The following is a 20,602-nucleotide window of genomic DNA, read 5'->3' as shown; positions in this document are numbered from 1 at the left end:
GTACGCTCCGGGGACGGCAGACGGCGGAGCCGGCGGGGTGGGTGAGCTCCGGCGTGGCGCCGCAAGCAGGAGTGCACTCCCGCTGGCCGGGCCTGATCGCGGCCTACCGCGATCGGATCGCGGGCGCGGCCGAGTGGGAGCCGGTCACCCTGTACGAGGGCGGTACGCCGCTGGTGCCCGCACCTCATCTGTCCGAATTGACCGGATGTGATGTATATCTCAAGGTCGAGGGGCTGAACCCGACCGGCTCGTTCAAGGACCGCGGCATGACCGTGGCGATCACCGACGCCAAGTACCAGGGGCAGCGGGCGGTGCTGTGCGCCTCCACCGGCAACACCTCGGCATCCGCCGCGGCCTACGCGACTCGGGCCGGCATGACGTGTGCCGTGCTGATCCCGCAGGGCAAGATCGCCATGGGCAAGCTGGCGCAGGCGGTCATGCTGGGCGCCAAGATCATTCAGGTGGACGGCAACTTCGACGACTGCCTGGAGCTGGCGCGCAAGGTCACCTCGGACTTCCCGAGCATCGGCCTGGTGAACTCGGTGAACCCGGCCCGCATCGAGGGGCAGAAGACCGCGTCGTTCGAGATCTGCGATGTGCTCGGCAAGGCGCCCGACGTGCACGCGCTGCCGGTGGGCAACGCGGGCAACATCACCGCGTACTGGCGCGGCTATCGCGAGTACTACGCCGACGGCATCACCACCCAGCTGCCGCGCATGCTCGGCGTGCAGGCCGCAGGGGCCGCACCGCTGGTCAACGGCGCGCCGGTGAGCAACCCGGAGACCATCGCCACGGCCATCCGGATCGGCGCGCCCGCATCCTGGAACGGCGCGATGGCGGCCAAGGAGGAGTCGTGTGGTGCCTTCCGCGCCGCCACCGACGACGAGATCCTGGAGGCCTACCGCCTGATCGCGGCGACCGAGGGCGTGTTCGTCGAGCCCGCGTCGGCGGCCAGCGTCGCGGGCCTGCTCGCCGCGCACAAGGAGGGCTGGCTGGACTCCGGCCTGACCGTCGTGTGCACCGTCACCGGCAACGGACTCAAGGACCCGGACACCGCGCTGCTGGGAATGCCGCAGGTCCAGGCGATTCCGGTCGACCCGGTCGCGGTCGCCGCCGAACTAGAGCTGGCCTGAGTTGGATTCGCGCGACGGCCAACTGTCGGTGCGGCCACGGACCGCCAGCATGAGTCGCACGCTGCCCGCCGGTCTTTCGGTGACCGCGCGGGTGCCCGCGTCCAGCGCGAACCTCGGTCCCGGGTTCGATTCGCTCGGCATGGCATTGGGGATCTACGACGAGATCGACGTGCGCACTACCGATTCCGGGCTCACCATCCGGGTCGAGGGTGAGGGCGCCGACGATGTCCCCTGGGGCCCTTCGCATCTCGTGGTGCGCGCGATCGAGCGCGGACTCGAGTCGGCGGGGGTCTGGGCGGACGGGCTCGAGGTGGTGTGCCGCAACGTGATTCCGCATTCGCGCGGGCTCGGCTCCTCGGCCTCCGCCGTGGTGGGCGGGCTGGCCGCAGGGTGCGCCATCGCGGCGAAGTTCGATCCGGCGCTGGCCACCTCCGCCGACCAATTGGTGCAGCTGGCAGCGGAATTCGAAGGTCATCCGGACAACGCGGCGGCCAGTGTGCTCGGCGGCATCGTGGTGTCCTGGACCGAGACCGATCGCGCCGCCGACATCGGCCGGGACGGGGTGCCGGTGGCCGAGCACCACGGCCGGGTCTACCGGGCCGTGCGGCTGGACGCGCACCCGTCGCTGCGGCCGATCGTGCTCATCCCGGAGGAACGCTCCTCGACCGCGCACACCAGGGGTTTGCTGCCCGAGGTGGTGCCGCACGGCGACGCCGCGTTCAACGTCAGCCGGGCTGCGCTGGCGGTGGTCGCCCTGACCCAGCGGCCCGACCTGCTGATGCCCGCGACCGCTGATCGGTTGCACCAGGCTCAGCGCGCACCCGCGCTACCGCTGACCACCAGCTGGATTTCCCGGCTGCGGGCGGCGGGTATCGCGGCTACCGTCTCGGGGGCCGGTCCGACCGTACTTGCCCTCGGTACCAGCGAATTCCCTGCCGAACTCCGTGAACTCGCGGCGATCGACGGGTTGCGCGTGGTCGAACCAGGACTGGCCGATGGAGTCCTGATCGACTGACGGCGCGTCTGGCTTGCCGAGATTCCCAATGGGCAGCTATCCTGAGCGAGTCCGTACATCGTGCGCATCAGACGCCGGTGCTTCATCAGGGCAATCGCTCCAGCAGGCTCCAGGCTCGAGCCTCCAGGCCATGGGGGTGCTGCGTAGCTGCGCAACTGGAATGATCTCTCCCACCTCACACCACCGGTGGCGAAGCGGACGGACGCATCCGAGTCCGGCAGAATGCCCGGACTGCGGGACGAACCCTCGAAACAGCACACGGCAATCGGGGGAAGGAAAGGATTTCCGTGACAGATACGGACCTGCTCGCGACACCCGGGGTGGAATCCAACCCAACATCTCCGGGGGACCGCGAAAGTGACTCCGGACAGATTTCGAAGATGAGCGAACAAACCGACGTCGCACGATCGGGGCTGACTGGAATGTTGTTGCCGCAGTTGCGCGCGCTCGCGGGGGAGCTCGGTATCCGAGGCACCTCCGGAATGCGCAAAGGCGATTTGATCGCCGCCATCAAGGAAAATCAGGCCGGAAAACCGGTAAAGGGTGAAAAGCCCGAAGGGGGACAGGCCAAGTCCGCGGTTTCCGCCAAGGCCGATACACCCGATAATTCGGAAGCGCCGGCCAGTCGGCCTGCGTCCGCCCGGGCAGAGCAGGGCACCCTCGACGTGGCGACCGCCCCGGCGAAGGAAACTCCGGTCGCCGAGGCAGCTGCCCCGGTCAAGGAATCCGCTCCCGCGAACTCGGCTCCGGCCGAGGCCCCCGCGGCCGGCACGGCCGAGTCCACCGAGGACTCCGGCCGCGAGGCTGGTCAGCGTGGTCGTGGTCGGCAGCGGCGCGGCCGTGACCAGGCGCGATCCGGCGGCGGCGAGACCGCGACGGCCGATGCGCGTGGTGACGAGCCGAAGCAGGATGCCGAACAGGGCGAGCGGCGCCGTGAGCGCAACCAGTCGGGTGAGCGCAATCAGGGCGAGCGTAATCAGTCCGGTGAGCGTAATCAGGAGCGCGGTCAGGCGGGCGAGCGTAATCAGGGCGAGCGCGGCCAGTCGGGCGAGCGTGGTCAGGGTGAGCGCGGCCAGTCCGGTGAGCGCAACAACCAGAACGGCAACGGCGGCAGCAACGCCGGCGGCCGGAACAACGACCGCAACAACGCGCGCAACAACGACGACGACGAAGAAGGCGGTCGCGGCAGGCGGGGACGCCGATTCCGCGAGCGGCGTCGTGGTCGCGACCGCGAGCCGGGCACCGGTGGCGGCGAGGCACGTGAGCTCGAGATCCGCGAAGACGATGTGTTGCAGCCGGTCGCGGGCATCCTCGACGTGCTGGACAACTACGCCTTCGTCCGGACCTCCGGCTACCTGGCCGGCCCGAACGACGTCTACGTCTCGATGAACCTGGTCCGCAAGAACGGCCTGCGCCGCGGTGACGCGATCACCGGTGCGGTGCGGGCTCCGCGCGACGGTGAGCAGAGCAACCAGCGCCAGAAGTTCGATCCGCTGGTGCGGCTGGACACGGTCAACGGTGGTGAGGTCGAGGCGGCCAAGCGGCGCCCCGAGTTCAGCAAGCTCACCCCGCTGTACCCGAATCAGCGGCTGCGGCTGGAGACTCAGCCCAACAAGCTGACCACTCGCGTCATCGACCTGATCATGCCGATCGGTAAGGGCCAGCGCGCCCTGATCGTCTCGCCGCCGAAGGCCGGTAAGACGACGATCATGCAGGACATCGCCAACGCCATCGCCATCAACAACCCCGAGGTCTACCTCATGGTCGTGCTGGTCGACGAGCGTCCGGAAGAGGTCACCGACATGCAGCGTTCGGTGAAGGGTGAGGTCATCGCCTCCACCTTCGACCGGCCGCCGTCGGACCACACCTCGGTCGCCGAGCTCGCCATCGAGCGGGCCAAGCGACTGGTGGAAATGGGCAAAGACGTTGTGGTGCTGCTCGACTCGATCACTCGATTGGGCCGCGCGTACAACAACTCCTCGCCCGCCTCGGGCCGAATCCTGTCCGGTGGTGTCGATTCCACCGCGCTGTACCCGCCCAAGCGGTTCCTCGGCGCGGCGCGCAATATCGAGAACGGTGGCTCGCTCACCATTATCGCGACCGCGATGGTGGAGACCGGTTCGACCGGTGACACCGTCATCTTCGAGGAATTCAAGGGCACCGGTAACGCGGAGCTCAAGCTGGACCGCAAGATCGCGGAACGGCGCGTGTTCCCCGCGGTGGACGTCAACCCGTCCGGTACTCGTAAGGATGAGCTACTGCTCAACCCTGACGAGGCCGCGGTGCTGCACAAGCTGCGCCGCGTACTGTCCGGCCTGGACTCGCACCAGGCGATCGATTTGCTGATCGACCGCCTGAAGAAGTCCAAGAACAACCTGGAGTTCCTGATGCAGGTCAGCAAGACCGCGCCGGGCGCTCTGGACGAGTAGGTTCGCCAGTTGTACTGCCGAAAGGGCCTCGCTACCGCGGGGCCCTTTCGGCGTTTGCGGGCAGAAGAACATGAGACCGATGATCGCCGCGCCGCTGATCATGAAACCGAGAATGATCGCCGAGGTGCCCACCGCACTCCCCTCCGGAGCGGTGTTCGGAGCCTCGTAATAGACGGCGATTCCCGGTGCGGCCGTGGTCGTGGTGTCCGGAAGGGCACACCAGCCGACCACGACAGCGAGAATCAACAGACCGAAAATCGCCGACGCGACTCGGATGCTCACAAGTTCTCCCTTCGGGTCACGGCACGCCACTGTGCGGCCTCGAGCGTTCGCTCTCGCAAGCGCTCCCCAGCGGCCTCGAGCGTTCGCTCTCGCAAGCGCTCCCCAGCGGCCTCGAGCGTTCGCTCTCGCAAGCGCTCCCCAGCGGCCTCGAGCGTTGCTACACGCTCCTTACGCCTTCGAGCGCCGCTCCCGCGAGCGCTCCTGCGGCCTCGAACGTTCGCTGTCACGAGCGCCCTGTGCTGAGGTCTCAAACTCTATGAACGAAACTGTTCGCATTCCTGAGTAGCCGACTACCCGTCTTCAGGCTTCCTGAGACAGCGGCAAAGCGCGTGCCCGGACTTCCTTGGGCGGTGGCGTCAGGGGGAGTACCTAGGGCGGGAACAAACCACTTGCCGGGGGCGTTTTGGGAGCGTAAGGACTGTTCTGGCATACTGAACGGTCGTTGCGTCTGCTCTGTTTCGAGCAGACCTCCCGCCTAGTCGGTTCCGGTTCACGTTCCCGCGATTCCCGCGCGAGCGACCCGGCGACCAATATCGAGAGGACACCCATGAAGGCAGGAATCCACCCGACGTATGTCGACACCACGGTCGTCTGTGGTTGCGGCAATACCTTCCAGACTCGCAGCACCAAGGAGTCCGGACACATCAACGTCGAGGTCTGCTCGCAGTGCCACCCGTTCTACACGGGCAAGCAGAAGATCCTCGACACCGGCGGTCGCGTGGCCCGCTTCGAGGCTCGCTACGGCAAGCGTGCGGGCAAGAAGGCCGACGCGGACGACGCCGCAGCCAAGTAGCTTCCTCGCCGACGCCCGGTCCTGCTCAGCAGGCCGGGCGTCGGTGTTTTTGTATGGCGTCCTTCGAAGGAAATCAGAAAGAGGAAGCATCGTGACGCAACCGTCCGCGATCGACGACATTCTGGCCGAGCACGCCGGGCTGGAGACGCAGCTGTCCGATCCGGCGCTGCACGACGATCCCGGCGCCGCCCGCCGGGTGGGTAAGCGATTCGCCGAGCTCGCGCCGATCATGGCCACCTATACCAAGCTGAAGTCCGCGCGCGACGATCTCGCCGCCGCGCAGGAACTCGCCGCCGACGACGCGTCCTTCGCCGCCGAGGTGCCCGACCTCGAGCGTCAGGTCGCCGAGCTGGAGCAGACCCTCGCGGATCTGCTCGCGCCGCGCGACCCGCACGACGGCGACGATGTGGTGCTCGAGGTGAAATCCGGTGAGGGCGGCGAGGAATCGGCGCTGTTCGCCGCCGACCTGGCCCGCATGTACGTCCGCTATGCCGAACGGCACGGCTGGAAGGTCGAGATCCTCGGCGTCACCGTGTCCGACCTGGGTGGGTACAAGGACGCGACGCTGTCGATCAAGAGCCGCGACGCCGCACGCGACGGCGTCTGGTCGCGCTTCAAGTTCGAGGGTGGCGTGCATCGGGTCCAGCGCGTGCCGGTGACCGAATCGCAAGGCCGGATCCATACCTCGGCCGCCGGTGTCCTGATTTATCCGGAGCCCGACGAGGTGGAAGCGGTGCAGATCGACGAGACCGACCTGCGCATCGACGTGTACCGGTCCTCGGGCAAGGGCGGCCAGGGCGTCAACACCACCGACTCCGCCGTCCGCATCACCCACCTGCCCTCCGGCATCGTGGTGACCTGCCAGAACGAGCGGTCCCAGCTGCAGAACAAGGCCCGTGCCATGCAGGTGCTCGCCGCGCGGCTGCAGGCGCTGGCCGAGGAGCAGGCCGATCAGGAAGCGGCGGCCGGCCGGGCCAGCCAGATCCGCACGGTGGACCGCTCCGAGCGCATCCGCACCTACAACTTCCCGGAGAACCGGATCGCCGACCACCGCATCGGTTTCAAGGCGCACAACCTGGATGCCGTGCTGGACGGCGACATGGACGCCTTGCTCGACGCGCTCGGCAAGGCGGATCGTGAAGCCCGAATGGCAGCGGAGTAAAGGCCTTTCGGGCAGAGTCGAGGACATGTCCATGACCCGTGTAGCGCTGCGCCCCGCCGTCAACGACGCCATCGAGCTGCTGCGGGCGGCGGGGGTGCCCAGTCCGCGCGCCGACGCCGAGCACCTGGCCGCGCATGTGCTCGGGGTCGAGCGCAGCAGGCTGATGATGACACCGCTCATCGGGCCGGACCAGCTGACCGAGTATCGCGCGCTGGTCGACCAGCGCGCCCGGCGAATTCCGTTGCAGCACTTGACCGGAACCGTGGCGATGGGCGAGATCGAGCTCGCGGTCGGACCCGGCGTCTTCGTGCCGCGTCCGGAGACGGAGCTGCTGTTCGCCTGGGCGCTGGCGCAACTCGAGGCACTGCCGCACGATCACACGCCGATCGTCGTCGACCTGTGCACCGGCTCCGGCGCGCTGGCGTTGGCCATCGCGCACGCGCGCCCCGACGCCGATGTCCGTGCGGTGGAACTCGATCCGGGCGCACTGCATTGGGCCCGCCGCAACGCCGACCAGTGCCTCGGCAACGGCGACACCGCGATCACCCTGTACGCCGACGACGTCACCGATCCGAACCTGCTGGCCGAATTCAACGGCCGTGTCGACCTCGTGGTGGCCAACCCGCCCTACATTCCGGACGGCGCGACGCTGGATCCCGAAGTCGCCGACCATGATCCGCACCTGGCCCTCTTCGGCGGCCCCGATGGCCTGGACGTCATCCGCGGCATGATCCCCACCATCACCCGTCTGCTGCGCAGCGGCGGCGCCACCGCGATCGAGCACGACGACGCCAACGGCTCGGACCTCGCGGCGCTGCTGGGCAAACAAGGCGAGTTCACCGACATCGTCGAACACCCGGACCTCGCGGGAAAGCCGCGCTTCGTCGTCGCGACCAGAACGTGACACGGTCCAAATCCTGAAGTCGCGGAGTGGCGGGGGAGCGGATGGTGGCTCCTACTGGTCGCCGTGACAGGATGATCGTCGTGAGTACCGTCTACGACTGCGCGGATCCCGACACGCGCGCCGCCGGACTGACCGCAGCCACCAGCGCCCTGAAGTCCGGGCGACTCGTCGTGCTGCCCACCGACACGCTCTACGGCCTGGCGGCCGACGCTTTCGATGCCACCGCGGTGAGCGAGCTGCTCGCGGCCAAGCGCCGTGGCCGGGACATGCCGGTGCCGGTCCTGGTCGGCTCCTGGCACACCATCGACGGCCTGGTTTTCTCGGTGCGCCCGCAGGCGCGCGAGCTGATCCGGGCATTCTGGCCCGGCGGCCTGAGTCTCGTTGTGCAGCAAGCCCCTTCGCTCGCCTGGGACCTCGGCGATACCCGCGGCACGGTGATGCTGCGGATGCCGCTGCACCCGGTCGCGCTGGAGCTGCTGCGCGAGGTCGGCCCGCTCGCGGTCTCCAGCGCCAACGTCTCCGGCCAGCCGCCCGCCAAGACCGCCGCCGAAGCCCGCGACCAGCTGGGTGAGCTGGTCGGCGTCTACCTCGACGGTGGCCCCGCGGACCATGCCGTCGCCTCCACCATCATCGACCTCACCGCCGACCAGCCGCGCATCCTGCGCGAGGGCGCGGTCCCCATCGGCGACATCGCCGACGTGCTCGGTATGTCGCCGGAGGCGCTGACCAGCGCCTCCACCCGATGAGCGGTGGGTGCCGCGGATGACCGGTTCGGGTGCCGTCGTTCCCCTGCGGGAGCTACTGCTCGTACTGCTCATCTCCGCGGTCGTGACCTTCCTGGCCACCGGCGGGATCCGGGTGCTCGCCATCGGCTTCGGCGCCGTCGCGGTGCCGCGCGAACGTGACGTGCACGTCAAGCCGATTCCCCGGATGGGCGGTGTCGGCATCTATGTCGGGGTGGTGGCGGCGATGTTGTTCGCCCACCAACTCCCCGCGCTGCGCAACGGTTTCGACTACAGCCCGAATATTCCGCTCGCGGTGCTGGTCGGAAGCACGATCATTGTCGCGGTCGGCATCGTCGACGACCGCTGGGGCCTCGACGCGCTGACGAAGTTCGCCGGACAGGTGACCGCGGCGGGTGTGATGGCTGTCATGGGTTTGAGCTGGTACAGCATCTACAACCCGTTCAACAACACCACGGTCTTTCTGGACGCGCTGCAAGGTGGTCTGATCACCGTGGGGGTCACCGTGACCCTGGTGAACGCGATGAACTTCGTCGACGGACTCGACGGCCTCGCGGCCGGTTTGGGGCTCATCGCGGCGGTCGCGGTGTTCGTGTTCGCGCTCGGCTTGATGAACGACCAGGGCGGCTCGGTCGACACCTACCCGCCCGCCTTGCTCGCCGCCGCGTTGGCCGGTGCCTGCCTCGGCTTCCTGCCGCACAATTTCCAGCCCGCGCGAATCTTCATGGGCGATTCCGGCTCGATGCTGATCGGCCTGGTGCTGGCCGCGGTCTCCACCAGCGCGTCGGGCCGCATCCCGCTGCAGGGCTTCGGCACCCGCGACATCGTCGGCCTGCTGTCGCCGCTGCTGCTGGTCGGCGCGGTCATGTTCATTCCGGTGCTGGATCTGGTGCTGGCCATCGTCCGGCGGGTACGGGCTGGTGTGAGCTTCTCCACTCCGGACAAGATGCACCTGCACCATCGATTGCTGCAGATCGGGCACTCGCATCGGCGCGTGGTGCTGCTTATCTACTTGTGGGTCGGGATCCTCGCGTTCGGCGCGGTCGGCACGGCGCTGATGAACCTCACCCTGGTCGTCCTGCTGGTGGCAGGCGGACTGGTCTTCGCCCTCGTCGTGACGGCCATTCCGGGCCTGCGCCGCGGGGAGGCCGCAGAGGACGGACCACCTGCCGGGTAAGGTTCGCAAATGTGAGCTTCACTCCCACCCCCGTTCCCGGTCCCGACGCCCCGCTGAAGGCGGCCCTGCGCTACGGCTTGATCGGGCTCGGCGTGCTGGTCGTGCTGTCCGTCGCGATCGGTGCCGCGGCCGCCGGATTGCCCGGCCTGTGGGGTGCGCTGATCGGCTCGGCCATCGGCGGCGGCTTCATCCTGACCACCGCCGCGGTGGTGCTGTTCGGCGCGAAATTGCCGCCGACCACGGCGGGCATGGTGATGCTCGGCAGCTGGGTCGGCAAAATGCTGGTGGCCCTTTTGGTCATAGCAATACTGAATCAATTCGATTTTTATGACCGAATGGTCCTTTTTCTTACCGTGATCGGTGCGCTGGTCATCGTGCTCGGGGCCGAGACGTATGGCGTTGTCCGGCAGCGCGTTCCGTACGTGACGGTGCCCGATGCGGCGCCGGATTCGCCCCCTCGGGAAGATTGATCCCCACCCACCTACACGCTGTCGTAGATAACTTGGTAAAGTGTTGGTAAGCAAGCAACCAAGCGAGGGGGGATCGCCAAGATCCCTCCGAGTGCCGCTATGCTTACTGCCGTGCCGGGCTCTGAGGGTTCCGGTTCTGCATGTCGACGATGTCGCCGACACACGTACAGACGCCAGGTGGAATCAAAACCCGCCGCACAGCTGCTGACGAACTTCGAGCCGACCTGAGTCGACCCAAATTGATCGTCAATGTCCGATCGAACCGTGGGATCAACCGAACCTACGGCCCGAACACGGGAGAGAACGCTGAGCGTCACCACTTTGGCGGGCGAGTTCCACGCGCCATCGCTGTCCGACTTCTTCCCTCCAGCGCTGCTGTTCGAGGGTACGCCGTTCGAAATCGATCGTTTGATGGGTATCCGGCTCCTGATGACCGCGGTGCTGGTCATCGTGATGGTCCTCGCATTCCGGAATCCCCGCATCATCCCGCGCGGGCTGCAGAACGTCGCCGAAACCGGTCTCGTCTTCGTCAAGGAACAGATTTCCGACGAAGTTCTGGGTAAGGAATCCGGCCGCAAGTTCTTCCCGCTCATCGCGACGGTCTTCTTCACGGTCCTGTTTCTGAACTTCTCCGGCATCATTCCCGGGTTGAACATCTCCTCGAACGCCCGAATCGGCATGCCGCTGGTGCTGGCCGCTGTGGCGTACATCGCGTTCAACTACGTGGGTATCAAGAAGTACGGATTCGTCAAGTACATGCGCAGCAGCATCGTGGTGCCGAATGTGCCGCCTGCCCTGCATCTGCTGCTGATTCCCATCGAGTTCCTCTCGACGTTCATCCTGCGTCCGTTCACCCTGATGGTCCGACTCATGGCCAACATGCTGGCCGGACATATCATGTTGGTGTTGTTCTTCAGCGCTACCTGGTTCTTCCTGTTCGACGCCGCTGCCTGGATGAAGGTGTTCTCGCCGTTCTCGCTCGCGGCAGGCCTGGGGTTCACGCTCTTCGAGATGTTGGTCATCTTCCTGCAGGCCTATGTGTTTGCGCTGCTGACCGCCGTTTACATCGGACTCGCGCAAAACGCGGATTCACACTGACCTGCCTGACTTACCGGAAAACCTGCTACACCTCGCCGACCGGCGGGTGTGCAACAGAAAGGGAATGGAAGACTCATGAGCCTCGCGTACCTGGCCCAGGAAGCCGCAACCACCTCTGAGAAGGTCAAGGGATACGGCGCCATCGGCTTCGGTCTGGCGGCTATCGGCCCCGGCATCGGCGTCGGCATCGTCGTCGGTAAGGCCATCGAAGGCATCGCCCGTCAGCCCGAGCTGCAGGGCCAGATCCGGACCACCATGTTCCTCGGCATCGCGTTCACCGAGGCGCTTGCCCTGATCGGCCTCGTCGCCGGCTTCATCTTCTGATTCCGATGAACGAGTTCTCTGTTCTCGCAGCGGAAAGCGGAGAGGATGTGAATCCTCTTATCCCCGAGACGTACGACATCGTGTGGTCGATCGTCTGCGTCGCGATTATCGCGGTCCTCTTCTACAAGTACGTGATCCCGCGTCTGATGAAGACGCTCGACGAGCGCACCGACAAGATCGAAGGCGGCATCAAGCGCGCCGAGATCGCCCAAGAAGAGGCCCAGCTCACGCTGCAGCAGTACCAGCAGCAGCTGGCCGAAGCCCGGCTCGAGGCCGCACGCATCCGTGAGGAAGCGCGCACCCAGGGCCAGCAGATCCTCGCGCAGATGCGCGCGGACGCACAGGCCGAAAGTGACCGCATCGTCGCCGCGGGTCACAGCCAGCTGGAAGCACAGCGCCAGCAGATCCTGACCGAACTGCGCACCGAACTCGGCCACACGGCCGTAGATTTGGCCGAAAAGATTATCGGGCAGTCGGTTTCGGACGAAGCTAAGCAGGCGGCGTCGATCGAGCGGTTCCTGACCGAACTCGACGACGAGTCGAAAGCCGGCATCGGGGTCGGAAGGTAGCGACGCGAAAGTGAGAAGCATGTACGCAGCGAGCCGCGAGGCCTGCGCCCGGTCTCGGGAGGCGCTCAGGGCCGCTCTGACCGGAAGCGACAGTGTCGCGGCAACGACGGGGTCCGAACTGTTCGCCGTTGTCGCCGTGCTGGACGACCAGCGTTCGCTGCGTGTTGCGCTCGCGGACGTGTCGGTGCCCGGCTCGGCCAGGGCCGAGCTCAGTGAGCGGGTCTTCAGCGGAAAGGTCAGCCCGGCCACCCTGGCCGTGCTGACCACCGCGGTGGCCCAGGACTGGTCCAGGACCGCCGACCTGGTCGACACCCTGGTGTTGCTCGGGCAAGAGGCGTTGCTGGAGTCGGCGGCCGACAGTGGTCGTCTCGACGCGGTCGAGGACGAGCTGTTCCGGCTCGGCCGGATCATCAGCGACAACCCCGAGCTGGAGCAGGCCCTTTCCGACCGGACGAAGCCGGCCGAGGCCAAGCGGGAACTGGTCGATCGCCTGCTCACCGGCAAGACCGAATCCATCACCCTAACCCTGGCTGAGCAAGTGGTGACCAGGCAGAAGACGGCAGTCGGGGTGGCATTCGACGAACTGTCCGACCTGGCCGCGGCCCGCCGCGACCAGATCGTGGCGCACGTGCGCGCGGCGATCGAACTGTCGGCGCAGCAGCGCGAGCGGCTCGCCGCCTCGCTGCATCGCATCTACGGCAAGCCGGTCCAGGTGCACGTCCAGGTCGACCCGAGTCTGCTGAGCGGGCTCGTCGTACACGTCGGCGACGACGTCATCGACGGCAGCGCCATCGGCCGACTGGAACGGCTGCGTCGGTCCCTGACCTGACGTCCGCAGGGTCCACCCACCCCGCCGGCTTCGCCGGCTGCCGACCCCCACCCCCGACATTCGACACAGCGAGAGCAGGAAGAACATGGCGGAGCTGACGATCTCCTCCGACGAGATCCGTAGCGCGATCGAGAGCTACACGCAGAGCTACACCCCCGAGACCTCCATCGAAGAAGTCGGTGTTGTCACCGACACCAGCGACGGCATCGCGCATGTCAGCGGCCTGCCCTCGGCGATGGCCAACGAACTGCTCGAGTTCCCGGGTGGCGTGCTCGGCGTGGCGCTGAACCTCGAGGACCGCTCGATCGGTGCGGTCATCCTCGGCGAGTACGCCGAGCTCGAAGAGGGCCAGCAGGTCCGTCGGACCGGCGACGTGCTCTCCGTCCCGGTGGGCGACAACTTCCTCGGCCGCGTGATCGACCCGCTCGGCCACCCGATCGACGGCCTGGGCGAGATCGAGGCCGAAGAGCGCCGCGTGCTCGAGCTGCAGGCCGCGACCGTGCTGGAGCGTCAGCCGGTCGAGGAGCCGCTGGCCACCGGCATCACCGCCATCGACGCGCTGACCGCGATCGGCCGTGGCCAGCGTCAGCTGATCATCGGCGACCGCAAGACCGGCAAGACCGCGGTCTGCATCGACGCGATCCTGGCGCAGAAGGCGAACTGGGACTCGGGCGACCCGGCCAAGCAGGTGCGCTGCATCTACGTGGCCATCGGCCAGAAGGGTTCCACCATCGCGGGCGTCAAGACCGCGCTGGAGGCCCGTGGCGCGCTGGAGTACACCACTATCGTCGCGGCCCCCGCGTCGGACTCGGCCGGCTTCAAATGGCTTGCGCCGTACACCGGTTCGGCCCTCGGCCAGCACTGGATGTACCAGGGTAAGCACGTCCTCATCGTGTTCGACGACCTGACCAAGCAGGCCGAGGCGTACCGCGCCATCTCGCTGCTGCTGCGTCGCCCGCCGGGCCGCGAGGCGTACCCGGGTGACGTCTTCTACCTGCACTCGCGTCTGCTGGAGCGTTGCGCCAAGCTCTCCGACGAGATGGGCGCCGGCTCGATGACCGGTCTGCCGATCATCGAGACCAAGGCCAACGACATCTCGGCGTTCATCCCGACCAACGTGATCTCGATCACCGACGGCCAGGTGTTCCTCGAGTCCGACCTGTTCAACAAGGGCGTCCGCCCGGCGATCAACGTCGGTACCTCGGTCTCCCGTGTCGGTGGCGCGGCCCAGACCAAGGGCATGAAGAAGGTCGCCGGTTCGCTGCGTCTGGAAATGGCGCAGTTCCGCGAGCTGGAGGCGTTCTCCGCCTTCGCCTCCGACCTCGATGCCGCGTCGCTGGCGCAGCTCGAGCGTGGCGCCCGCTGGGTCGAGCTGCTCAAGCAGGACCAGTACTCGCCGGTTCCGGTCGAGAACCAGATCGTCTCGATCTTCCTGGTCGACGCCGGCTACTACGACTCTGTTCCGGTCGCCGACATCCGTCGCTTCAACAACGAGCTGCTCGAGCACCTGCACCGGGTCGCGGGCGACGCGTTCAAGTCGATCGAGGGCGGCAAGGTCCTCAAGGACGAGGCGGCCGACCAGATCAAGTCGGAGACCGACAAGTTCAAGCAGGGCTTCCTCGCCTCCGATGGCAGCCGTGTGGTGAACGAGGCCGAGGCGGCCGATCTCGAGCACGAAGAGGTCGAGACGCTGTCGGTCACCCGCAAGCACGTCGAGAAGTGACCCAGGTTCGGGACTGATGCGAGTTATTCGTGGTACCGAGCGCGGCATGAGCGTCAGGCACGGAGGAGGCAGCTTGCGTAACCATGCAGTGCCCGTGAATGCCGCCCATCCGACACAGCATGAAGGGAGTGTGAACCGCTGATGGCAAGTTTGCGTGAATTGCGCTCCCGCATTCGTGGTGTGAATTCGATCAAGAAGATCACCAAGGCCCAGGAGCTGATCGCGACCTCGCGAATCTCCAAGGCACAGGCCAGGGTTGCGGCCGCCAAGCCGTACGCCGAGGAGATCACCAAGGTCCTCGGTGAGCTGGCGAGCGCGTCGCAGAACCTGACCCACCCACTGCTGACCGAGCGCGCCGAGCCGCGCCGGGCGGCGGTGCTGGTGATCACCAGTGACAGCGGCATGGCCGGTGGCTACAACTCGAACGTGCTCAAGCGGGCCGAAGAGTTGATGCACACGCTGCGTGGCGAGGGCAAAGAGCCGGTGATCTACGTGATGGGCAGTAAGGGCATCACGTACTACACCTTCCGCAACCGCCCGCTGGTCGCCGCGTGGCACGGGTTCTCGCAGCAGCCGAAGTACACCGATGCCTCGGAGGCGTGCCACCACCTGGTGGACGCCTTCATGGCAGGCGCCGACGGCCAGGTGCCCGCTCCGGACGGATCGGGCGAGATCGCCGGCGTCGACGAGCTGCACATCGTGTACACGCGGTTCGTGTCGATGTTGACGCAGACCCCGGAGGTGCGCCGGCTGGCGCCGATCCAGGTCAGCTATGTCGATGAGAACTTCGACATGGGTGAGGACTTCGTCTCCGATTCGCCCACGGCGGATGTACACGCGCAGTACGAGTTCGAGCCCGACGCCGATGTGCTGCTGGCGGCCCTGCTGCCCAAGTACATCAACACGCGTATCTACTCATCGTTGCTCGAGGCAGCGGCATCCGAGTCCGCGGCTCGGCGCACCGCAATGAAGGCAGCCACCGATAACGCCAACGAACTTGCCACGGATCTTTCCCGGCAGGCGAACTCGGTGCGGCAGGCCCAGATCACGCAGGAAATCAGCGAAATTGTCGGCGGCGTAAACGCGCTGGCTTCGAGCTCGGACCGCGACTAAGCGCAGGAAGAGAAAAATGACCGCAGCAGTCACGCAAGACAACACGAGTCGGACCGGCGCAGACTCAGGTCGCGTCGTCCGAGTCATCGGCCCCGTCGTCGACGTCGAGTTCCCCAGGGGCTCGATTCCCGAACTGTTCAACGCGTTGCACGCCGAGATCGAACTGACCTCGGTGGCAAAGACCCTGACCCTCGAGGTCGCCCAGCACCTCGGCGACGGCATCGTGCGCTGCATCTCCATGCAGCCCACCGACGGCCTGGTCCGTAGCGCTCCTGTCACCGACAGCGGCAAGCCGATCTCGGTGCCGGTCGGCGACGTCGTCAAGGGCCACGTCTTCAACGCCCTCGGCGACTGCCTGGACAGCCCGGGTCTCGGCCGCGACGGCGAGCAGTGGGGCATCCACCGCAAGCCCCCGTCATTCGACCAGCTCGAGGGTAAGACCGAGATCCTGGAGACGGGCATCAAGGTCATCGACCTGCTCACCCCGTACGTGAAGGGTGGCAAGATCGGCCTGTTCGGTGGCGCCGGTGTCGGCAAGACCGTGCTCATCCAGGAGATGATCACCCGTATCGCGCGGGAGTTCTCCGGTACCTCGGTGTTCGCCGGCGTCGGCGAGCGCACCCGTGAGGGCACCGACCTCCGCCTGGAAATGGAAGAGATGGGCGTCCTCCCGGACACCGCCCTCGTCTTCGGCCAGATGGACGAGCCGCCGGGCACCCGTATGCGCGTCGCCCTCTCGGCCCTCACCATGGCCGAGTACTTCCGCGACGTGCAGCACCAGGACGTGCTGCTGTTCATCGACAACATCTTCCGGTTCACCCAGGCCGGTTCCGAGGTGTCGACGCTGCTCGGCCGCATGCCTTCGGCCGTCGGTTACCAGCCGACCCTCGCGGACGAGATGGGTGAGCTCCAGGAGCGCATCACCTCGACCCGTGGCCGGTCGATCACCTCGCTGCAGGCGATCTACGTGCCCGCCGACGACTACACCGACCCGGCGCCGGCCACCACCTTCGCCCACCTCGATGCGACGACCGAGCTTTCCCGCCCGATCTCGCAGAAGGGCATCTACCCGGCCGTCGACCCGCTGACCTCGACCTCCCGCATCCTGGAGGCCTCGATCGTCGGCGACCGGCACTTCGCCGTTGCCAACGAGGTGAAGCGGATCCTGCAGAAGTACAAGGAACTGCAGGACATCATCGCCATCCTCGGCATGGACGAGCTCTCCGAAGAGGACAAGGTCCTCGTCGGTCGCGCCCGTCGCCTGGAGAAGTTCCTCGGCCAGAACTTCATCGTGGCCGAGAAGTTCACCGGTCAGGTCGGTTCGGTGGTTCCGCTGGAGCAGACCATCGACGACTTCGACCGGGTCTGCAAGGGCGAGTTCGACCACTTCCCGGAGCAGGCGTTCAACAGCTGCGGTGGCCTCGACGATGTCGAGGCGGCCGCGAAGAAGATCGCCGGAAAGTAGTCACCGATGTCGGAAATGTCAGTTGACCTGGTCGCCGTCGAACGACGGCTCTGGGCCGGGCAAGCGACGTTCGTCAGTGCGCAGACCACCGAGGGCCAGATCGGCATCATGCCGGGTCACGAGCCGCTGCTCGGCCAGTTGGTCGAGGGCGGCACGGTGGCCATCGTCTCCACCGAGGGTGAGCGCATCGTCGCGGCGGTGCACGGCGGCTTCTTCTCCGTGACCGCCAGCACGGTCCGGATCCTGGCCGAGTCCGCGGAGTTCGCGGACGAGGTGGATGTCGAGGCGGCGCGGCGCGTGCTGGCCGACTCGGCGGCCAGCGAAGAGGATCAGCTCGCGGCGCAGGCCCAGGTCCGCGCGGCGGAGCAGGCTGCGAACGCGTAAGCGACAACCGGATATTCGAGCACGAGACTGTCGGCGGCGAAGAGACCTTCGCCGCCGACAGTCGTCTTCACACCTCTTGCGGTCGTCTTAATACACGGCCCCCCAGTTTGTAAACTTGGTGTCGTGGTTGAATGACCGCGGGGTGTCGACGACACGGCGACAGAGCGAAGGGACGAACTGCATTGCAGACCGGGATGGTTCTCCTGATCATTCTGGTGCTCACGCTCGTGTTCTTGGCCCTGGCCTCGACCTATCGCCTGATCATGTTGCGGCGCGGCGGAACCGCCGCACTGTTGCGAGTATTGCCCGCCCGCGGTGGTCAGGGTTGGCGGCACGGTCTGCTCCGATATGACGAAGACCGAATGGTCTTTTTCAAGTTGACCAGCCTGAAACTCGGCCCCGACTGCACAATTCACCGCCAGGGCATCGAGATCGGCGACCGCCGCGGACCCGTCGGCGACGAATTCGACATCATGAGCGACGACATCGCGGTGATCGCCGTGGCCGATCGGGAGGGCAGCTTCGAACTCGCCCTGGATCGGGCCTCGCGGACCGCGTTTCTGTCCTGGGTGGAGTCTCGCCCCTCGGATCGCACCCGCCGAATGCGTTGATCCCGCCCGCGCGCATCGCTGTGCGGCAAAGGACTCCGGACGGTAGGGGAGCTAGGGTTGGTCCTGTGAGTGTTCATCTGACGCGGATCTATACGCGCACCGGCGATGACGGGACCACTGGTCTCAGCGACTTCTCGCGGGTGGCGAAGACCGATCCTCGGCTGGTCGCGTACGCCGATTGCGATGAGACGAACGCCGCAATCGGGGTGGCGATCGCGCTCGGGCAGCCCGAGGAGCAGTTGCGTGCGGTGCTGCTCCAGATACAGAACGATCTGTTCGATGCGGGCGCCGATCTGTCTACCCCCGTTGTCGCGGAGCCGAAGTATCCGCCGCTGCGCATCACCCAGGACTACATCGACCGACTCGAAGGCTGGTGCGACGAGTTCAATGCTGAACTGCCGGCACTGAATTCGTTCATTCTGCCGGGCGGCACCCCGCTGGCGGCGCTGCTGCACACGGCGCGCACCGTCGCCCGTCGCGCGGAACGTTCCGCCTGGGCAGCCATCGAGACACACCCGGACGACACGAATGTTTTGCCGGCCAAGTACCTGAACCGGCTGTCGGATCTGCTGTTCATCCTGAGCCGCGTGGCCAATCCCGGCGGCGATATCCTGTGGAAGCCCGGCGGAACCAGGTCGAGCACCTGATAATGCTCGAGACGCGAGGACGCATGTCCTCGAGTTCATGGGTTACACCCCGGGTAGGCCCAGAACTCAGGGGACGGTAGGAGGCGAAGCCGACGGGGTGGGTGAATTCAGCCCGGCACCCGACCGCCGGCCCGCAACCGAACTACCGTGGCACCCACTAGTGCGCTGAATACCCGGAGTGGCGGAACAGTGCCGCAACTATCCTTGCACCCAACAGTGCGCCGAATACGCGGAGAGGCGGCATGGAACGGTTTTTGGTTACCGGCGGGAACAGACTCGTCGGTGAAGTCGCGGTGGGGGGCGCCAAGAACAGCGTCCTCAAGCTGATGGCCGCTGCCTTGCTGGCCGAGGGCACCACCACGATCACGAACTGCCCGGACATTCTCGACGTGCCGCTGATGGGTGACGTGCTGCGCGGCCTCGGCTGCGACGTCGCGATCGATGGTGGGGTGGTCACCATCGACACCCCCGCAGAACCGAAGTACCACGCGGACTTTCCCGCGGTGACGCAGTTCCGTGCGTCGGTGTGTGTGCTCGGGCCGCTGATGGCGCGCTGCAAGCGGGCGGTCGTCGCGCTGCCCGGCGGTGACGCGATCGGCTCCCGCCCGCTGGACATGCACCAGGCCGGCCTGCGGTTGCTCGGCGCGACCAGCGAGATCGAGCACGGCTGCGTGGTCGCGCGGGCCGACGAGCTGCAGGGCGCCAAGATTCGGCTCGACTTCCCCTCGGTGGGCGCGACCGAGAACATCCTGATGGCGGCCGTGCTCGCCGAGGGCGAGACGGTGATCGACAACGCCGCGCGCGAACCCGACATCGTCGACCTGTGCAACATGCTCGTGCAGATGGGTGCGCGGATCACCGGTGCGGGCACCTCGGTGTTGACGGTGCAGGGCGTCAAGCGGTTGTCGCCGACCACCCATCGCGTGATCGGCGACCGCATCGTCGCGGCGACCTGGGGCATCGCCGCCGCGATGACCATGGGTGATGTCCGGGTGACCGGAGTGAATCCGAAGCATCTGTCGCTGGTGCTGGACAAGTTGCGCTCGGCGGGCGCGCGGATCTCGTTCGAGCAGGACGGCTTCCGGGTCGTGCAGGCCGAGCGTCCGCGCGCGGTGAACTTCTCGACGCTGCCGTTCCCCGGGTTCCCCACCGATCTGCAGCCGATGGCCATCGGGCTCGCCGCGATCGCCGACGGCACCTCGATGATCACCGAGAACGTCTTCGAGGCGCGCTTCCGTTTCGTGGAGGAGATGATCCGGCTCGGCGCCGATGCGCGGACCGATGGTCATCACGCGGTGGTGCGCGGTATTCCGCGGTTGTCGAGCGCGCCGGTGTGGTCCTCCGACATTCGGGCCGGCGCGGGCTTGGTACTCGCCGGTCTGGTTGCCGACGGAACCACCGAGGTGCACGACGTCTTCCACATCGACCGCGGTTACCCGAATTTCGTGGAGCAACTGCAGGCGTTGGGCGGCGAAGTGAAGCGAGTCGGCGCTGCGGAATGAGGCGTTAGCGCCGAAAACCCTTCCTGACCAGGCGATTTGACATCGCGCACGCAGACACGTAACTTTATTCGAGTCAGAGCGACACGGACACCGACCCGGAGCCGAGAAGCCAGCGGAAACGCTGAGCGAAGGCCAGGGACACGAGGTAGTACGAGGAGCGCCTGACGCTCACACTAGCTTGACTGAGACCCCGATTTGGTTCTGGGGGAGCGGCTGAGCTAAGCTGGAT

General features: G+C 66.6%; 20 protein-coding genes. All 20 read left to right on the top strand.

Translation table 11 applies throughout. The features are described from left to right. Nucleotides 1-71: 71 nt before the first annotated feature. The 20 genes from thrC to murA all read left to right on the top strand — a co-directional run bounded on the left by thrC (nucleotide 72) and on the right by murA (nucleotide 20,373). Nucleotides 72-1,133 carry a threonine synthase gene (gene thrC / locus NN4_RS32755; RefSeq protein ID WP_147139540.1) on the top strand — a complete coding sequence of 354 codons (1,062 nt, stop codon included), beginning with the start codon at nucleotides 72-74 and terminating at the stop codon, nucleotides 1,131-1,133. A 49-nt stretch (nucleotides 1,134-1,182) separates the two neighbouring features. Further along, complete coding sequence (thrB, locus tag NN4_RS32750) at nucleotides 1,183-2,148, top strand: homoserine kinase (RefSeq protein ID WP_147139497.1); 966 nt, start codon at nucleotides 1,183-1,185, stop codon at nucleotides 2,146-2,148. A 287-nt stretch (nucleotides 2,149-2,435) separates the two neighbouring features. Beyond that, entirely contained in the window at nucleotides 2,436-4,577 is a 2,142-nt protein-coding gene (gene rho / locus NN4_RS32745; protein WP_147139495.1) for a transcription termination factor Rho, read from the top strand. 829 nt (nucleotides 4,578-5,406) lie between these two features. Then, a complete protein-coding gene (gene rpmE, locus NN4_RS32740; protein ID WP_107654442.1) occupies nucleotides 5,407-5,652 on the top strand; it encodes a 50S ribosomal protein L31 in 246 nt (81 codons plus the stop codon). A 91-nt stretch (nucleotides 5,653-5,743) separates the two neighbouring features. Beyond that, nucleotides 5,744-6,814 (top strand): peptide chain release factor 1, encoded by a 1,071-nt coding sequence (gene prfA, locus NN4_RS32735; protein ID WP_147139493.1) that lies wholly within the window; start codon nucleotides 5,744-5,746, stop codon nucleotides 6,812-6,814. Nucleotides 6,815-6,845: 31 nt separating this feature from the next. Next, on the top strand, nucleotides 6,846-7,718 hold the full coding sequence (gene prmC, locus NN4_RS32730; protein ID WP_147139490.1) for a peptide chain release factor N(5)-glutamine methyltransferase: 873 nt from the start codon (nucleotides 6,846-6,848) through the stop codon (nucleotides 7,716-7,718). 80 nt (nucleotides 7,719-7,798) lie between these two features. Then, nucleotides 7,799-8,464 carry an L-threonylcarbamoyladenylate synthase gene (locus NN4_RS32725; RefSeq protein ID WP_135235070.1) on the top strand — a complete coding sequence of 222 codons (666 nt, stop codon included), beginning with the start codon at nucleotides 7,799-7,801 and terminating at the stop codon, nucleotides 8,462-8,464. A 16-nt stretch (nucleotides 8,465-8,480) separates the two neighbouring features. After that, the gene (locus NN4_RS32720; protein ID WP_107654444.1) at nucleotides 8,481-9,638 is read left to right on the top strand and encodes an MraY family glycosyltransferase; all 1,158 of its coding nucleotides are present in this window, start codon (nucleotides 8,481-8,483) and stop codon (nucleotides 9,636-9,638) included. An 11-nt stretch (nucleotides 9,639-9,649) separates the two neighbouring features. After that, nucleotides 9,650-10,108 (top strand): Cg1360 family ATP-synthase-associated protein, encoded by a 459-nt coding sequence (locus tag NN4_RS32715; RefSeq protein WP_135235071.1) that lies wholly within the window; start codon nucleotides 9,650-9,652, stop codon nucleotides 10,106-10,108. Between the two features lie 249 nt (nucleotides 10,109-10,357). Next, nucleotides 10,358-11,206 (top strand): F0F1 ATP synthase subunit A, encoded by an 849-nt coding sequence (atpB, locus tag NN4_RS32705; protein ID WP_167768945.1) that lies wholly within the window; start codon nucleotides 10,358-10,360, stop codon nucleotides 11,204-11,206. 75 nt (nucleotides 11,207-11,281) lie between these two features. Beyond that, nucleotides 11,282-11,530: an ATP synthase F0 subunit C gene (locus tag NN4_RS32700; RefSeq protein ID WP_107654446.1), complete on the top strand. Its 249-nt coding sequence runs from the start codon at nucleotides 11,282-11,284 to the stop codon at nucleotides 11,528-11,530. Nucleotides 11,531-11,535: 5 nt separating this feature from the next. After that, nucleotides 11,536-12,099 (top strand): F0F1 ATP synthase subunit B, encoded by a 564-nt coding sequence (locus tag NN4_RS32695; protein WP_107654447.1) that lies wholly within the window; start codon nucleotides 11,536-11,538, stop codon nucleotides 12,097-12,099. A 19-nt stretch (nucleotides 12,100-12,118) separates the two neighbouring features. Then, on the top strand, nucleotides 12,119-12,928 hold the full coding sequence (locus NN4_RS32690) for a F0F1 ATP synthase subunit delta (RefSeq protein ID WP_147139488.1): 810 nt from the start codon (nucleotides 12,119-12,121) through the stop codon (nucleotides 12,926-12,928). Nucleotides 12,929-13,013: 85 nt separating this feature from the next. Next, the gene (gene atpA / locus NN4_RS32685; RefSeq protein ID WP_147139486.1) at nucleotides 13,014-14,651 is read left to right on the top strand and encodes a F0F1 ATP synthase subunit alpha; all 1,638 of its coding nucleotides are present in this window, start codon (nucleotides 13,014-13,016) and stop codon (nucleotides 14,649-14,651) included. A 141-nt stretch (nucleotides 14,652-14,792) separates the two neighbouring features. Beyond that, on the top strand, nucleotides 14,793-15,764 hold the full coding sequence (locus tag NN4_RS32680) for a F0F1 ATP synthase subunit gamma (protein WP_147139484.1): 972 nt from the start codon (nucleotides 14,793-14,795) through the stop codon (nucleotides 15,762-15,764). A gap of 16 nt (nucleotides 15,765-15,780) precedes the next feature. Then, a complete protein-coding gene (gene atpD, locus NN4_RS32675; RefSeq protein ID WP_107654451.1) occupies nucleotides 15,781-17,229 on the top strand; it encodes a F0F1 ATP synthase subunit beta in 1,449 nt (482 codons plus the stop codon). A 6-nt stretch (nucleotides 17,230-17,235) separates the two neighbouring features. After that, nucleotides 17,236-17,613 (top strand): F0F1 ATP synthase subunit epsilon, encoded by a 378-nt coding sequence (locus NN4_RS32670; RefSeq protein WP_107654452.1) that lies wholly within the window; start codon nucleotides 17,236-17,238, stop codon nucleotides 17,611-17,613. Nucleotides 17,614-17,807: 194 nt separating this feature from the next. Then, nucleotides 17,808-18,224, top strand: a complete 417-nt coding sequence (locus NN4_RS32665; protein WP_186818745.1) for a DUF2550 domain-containing protein — start codon at nucleotides 17,808-17,810, stop codon at nucleotides 18,222-18,224. Between the two features lie 65 nt (nucleotides 18,225-18,289). Next, nucleotides 18,290-18,871 (top strand): cob(I)yrinic acid a,c-diamide adenosyltransferase, encoded by a 582-nt coding sequence (locus NN4_RS32660; protein WP_147139481.1) that lies wholly within the window; start codon nucleotides 18,290-18,292, stop codon nucleotides 18,869-18,871. A gap of 242 nt (nucleotides 18,872-19,113) precedes the next feature. Then, entirely contained in the window at nucleotides 19,114-20,373 is a 1,260-nt protein-coding gene (murA, locus tag NN4_RS32655) for a UDP-N-acetylglucosamine 1-carboxyvinyltransferase (RefSeq protein WP_107654455.1), read from the top strand. Nucleotides 20,374-20,602 lie beyond the last annotated feature (229 nt).

Source organism: Nocardia ninae NBRC 108245, assembly GCF_007990755.1.
Classification (GTDB): domain Bacteria; phylum Actinomycetota; class Actinomycetes; order Mycobacteriales; family Mycobacteriaceae; genus Nocardia; species Nocardia ninae.
Note: the sequence above shows the minus strand (reverse complement) of the source record. Positions and strands in the feature narration are given on the sequence as shown.

What these genes read in the sequence shown, in the direction of transcription:
- NN4_RS32695 (WP_107654447.1), top strand. Translation starts at nt 11,536, where the DNA reads ATGAACGAGTTCTCTGTTCTCGCAGCGGAAAGCGGAGAGGATGTGAAT.
- prmC (WP_147139490.1), top strand. Translation starts at nt 6,846, where the DNA reads ATGACCCGTGTAGCGCTGCGCCCCGCCGTCAACGACGCCATCGAGCTG.
- rpmE (WP_107654442.1), top strand. Translation starts at nt 5,407, where the DNA reads ATGAAGGCAGGAATCCACCCGACGTATGTCGACACCACGGTCGTCTGT.
- NN4_RS32680 (WP_147139484.1), top strand. Translation starts at nt 14,793, where the DNA reads ATGGCAAGTTTGCGTGAATTGCGCTCCCGCATTCGTGGTGTGAATTCG.
- murA (WP_107654455.1), top strand. Translation starts at nt 19,114, where the DNA reads ATGGAACGGTTTTTGGTTACCGGCGGGAACAGACTCGTCGGTGAAGTC.
- thrB (WP_147139497.1), top strand. Translation starts at nt 1,183, where the DNA reads ATGAGTCGCACGCTGCCCGCCGGTCTTTCGGTGACCGCGCGGGTGCCC.
- atpB (WP_167768945.1), top strand. Translation starts at nt 10,358, where the DNA reads ATGTCCGATCGAACCGTGGGATCAACCGAACCTACGGCCCGAACACGG.
- atpD (WP_107654451.1), top strand. Translation starts at nt 15,781, where the DNA reads ATGACCGCAGCAGTCACGCAAGACAACACGAGTCGGACCGGCGCAGAC.
- NN4_RS32720 (WP_107654444.1), top strand. Translation starts at nt 8,481, where the DNA reads ATGACCGGTTCGGGTGCCGTCGTTCCCCTGCGGGAGCTACTGCTCGTA.
- NN4_RS32665 (WP_186818745.1), top strand. Translation starts at nt 17,808, where the DNA reads ATGGTTCTCCTGATCATTCTGGTGCTCACGCTCGTGTTCTTGGCCCTG.
- atpA (WP_147139486.1), top strand. Translation starts at nt 13,014, where the DNA reads ATGGCGGAGCTGACGATCTCCTCCGACGAGATCCGTAGCGCGATCGAG.
- NN4_RS32700 (WP_107654446.1), top strand. Translation starts at nt 11,282, where the DNA reads ATGAGCCTCGCGTACCTGGCCCAGGAAGCCGCAACCACCTCTGAGAAG.
- NN4_RS32670 (WP_107654452.1), top strand. Translation starts at nt 17,236, where the DNA reads ATGTCGGAAATGTCAGTTGACCTGGTCGCCGTCGAACGACGGCTCTGG.
- NN4_RS32690 (WP_147139488.1), top strand. Translation starts at nt 12,119, where the DNA reads ATGTACGCAGCGAGCCGCGAGGCCTGCGCCCGGTCTCGGGAGGCGCTC.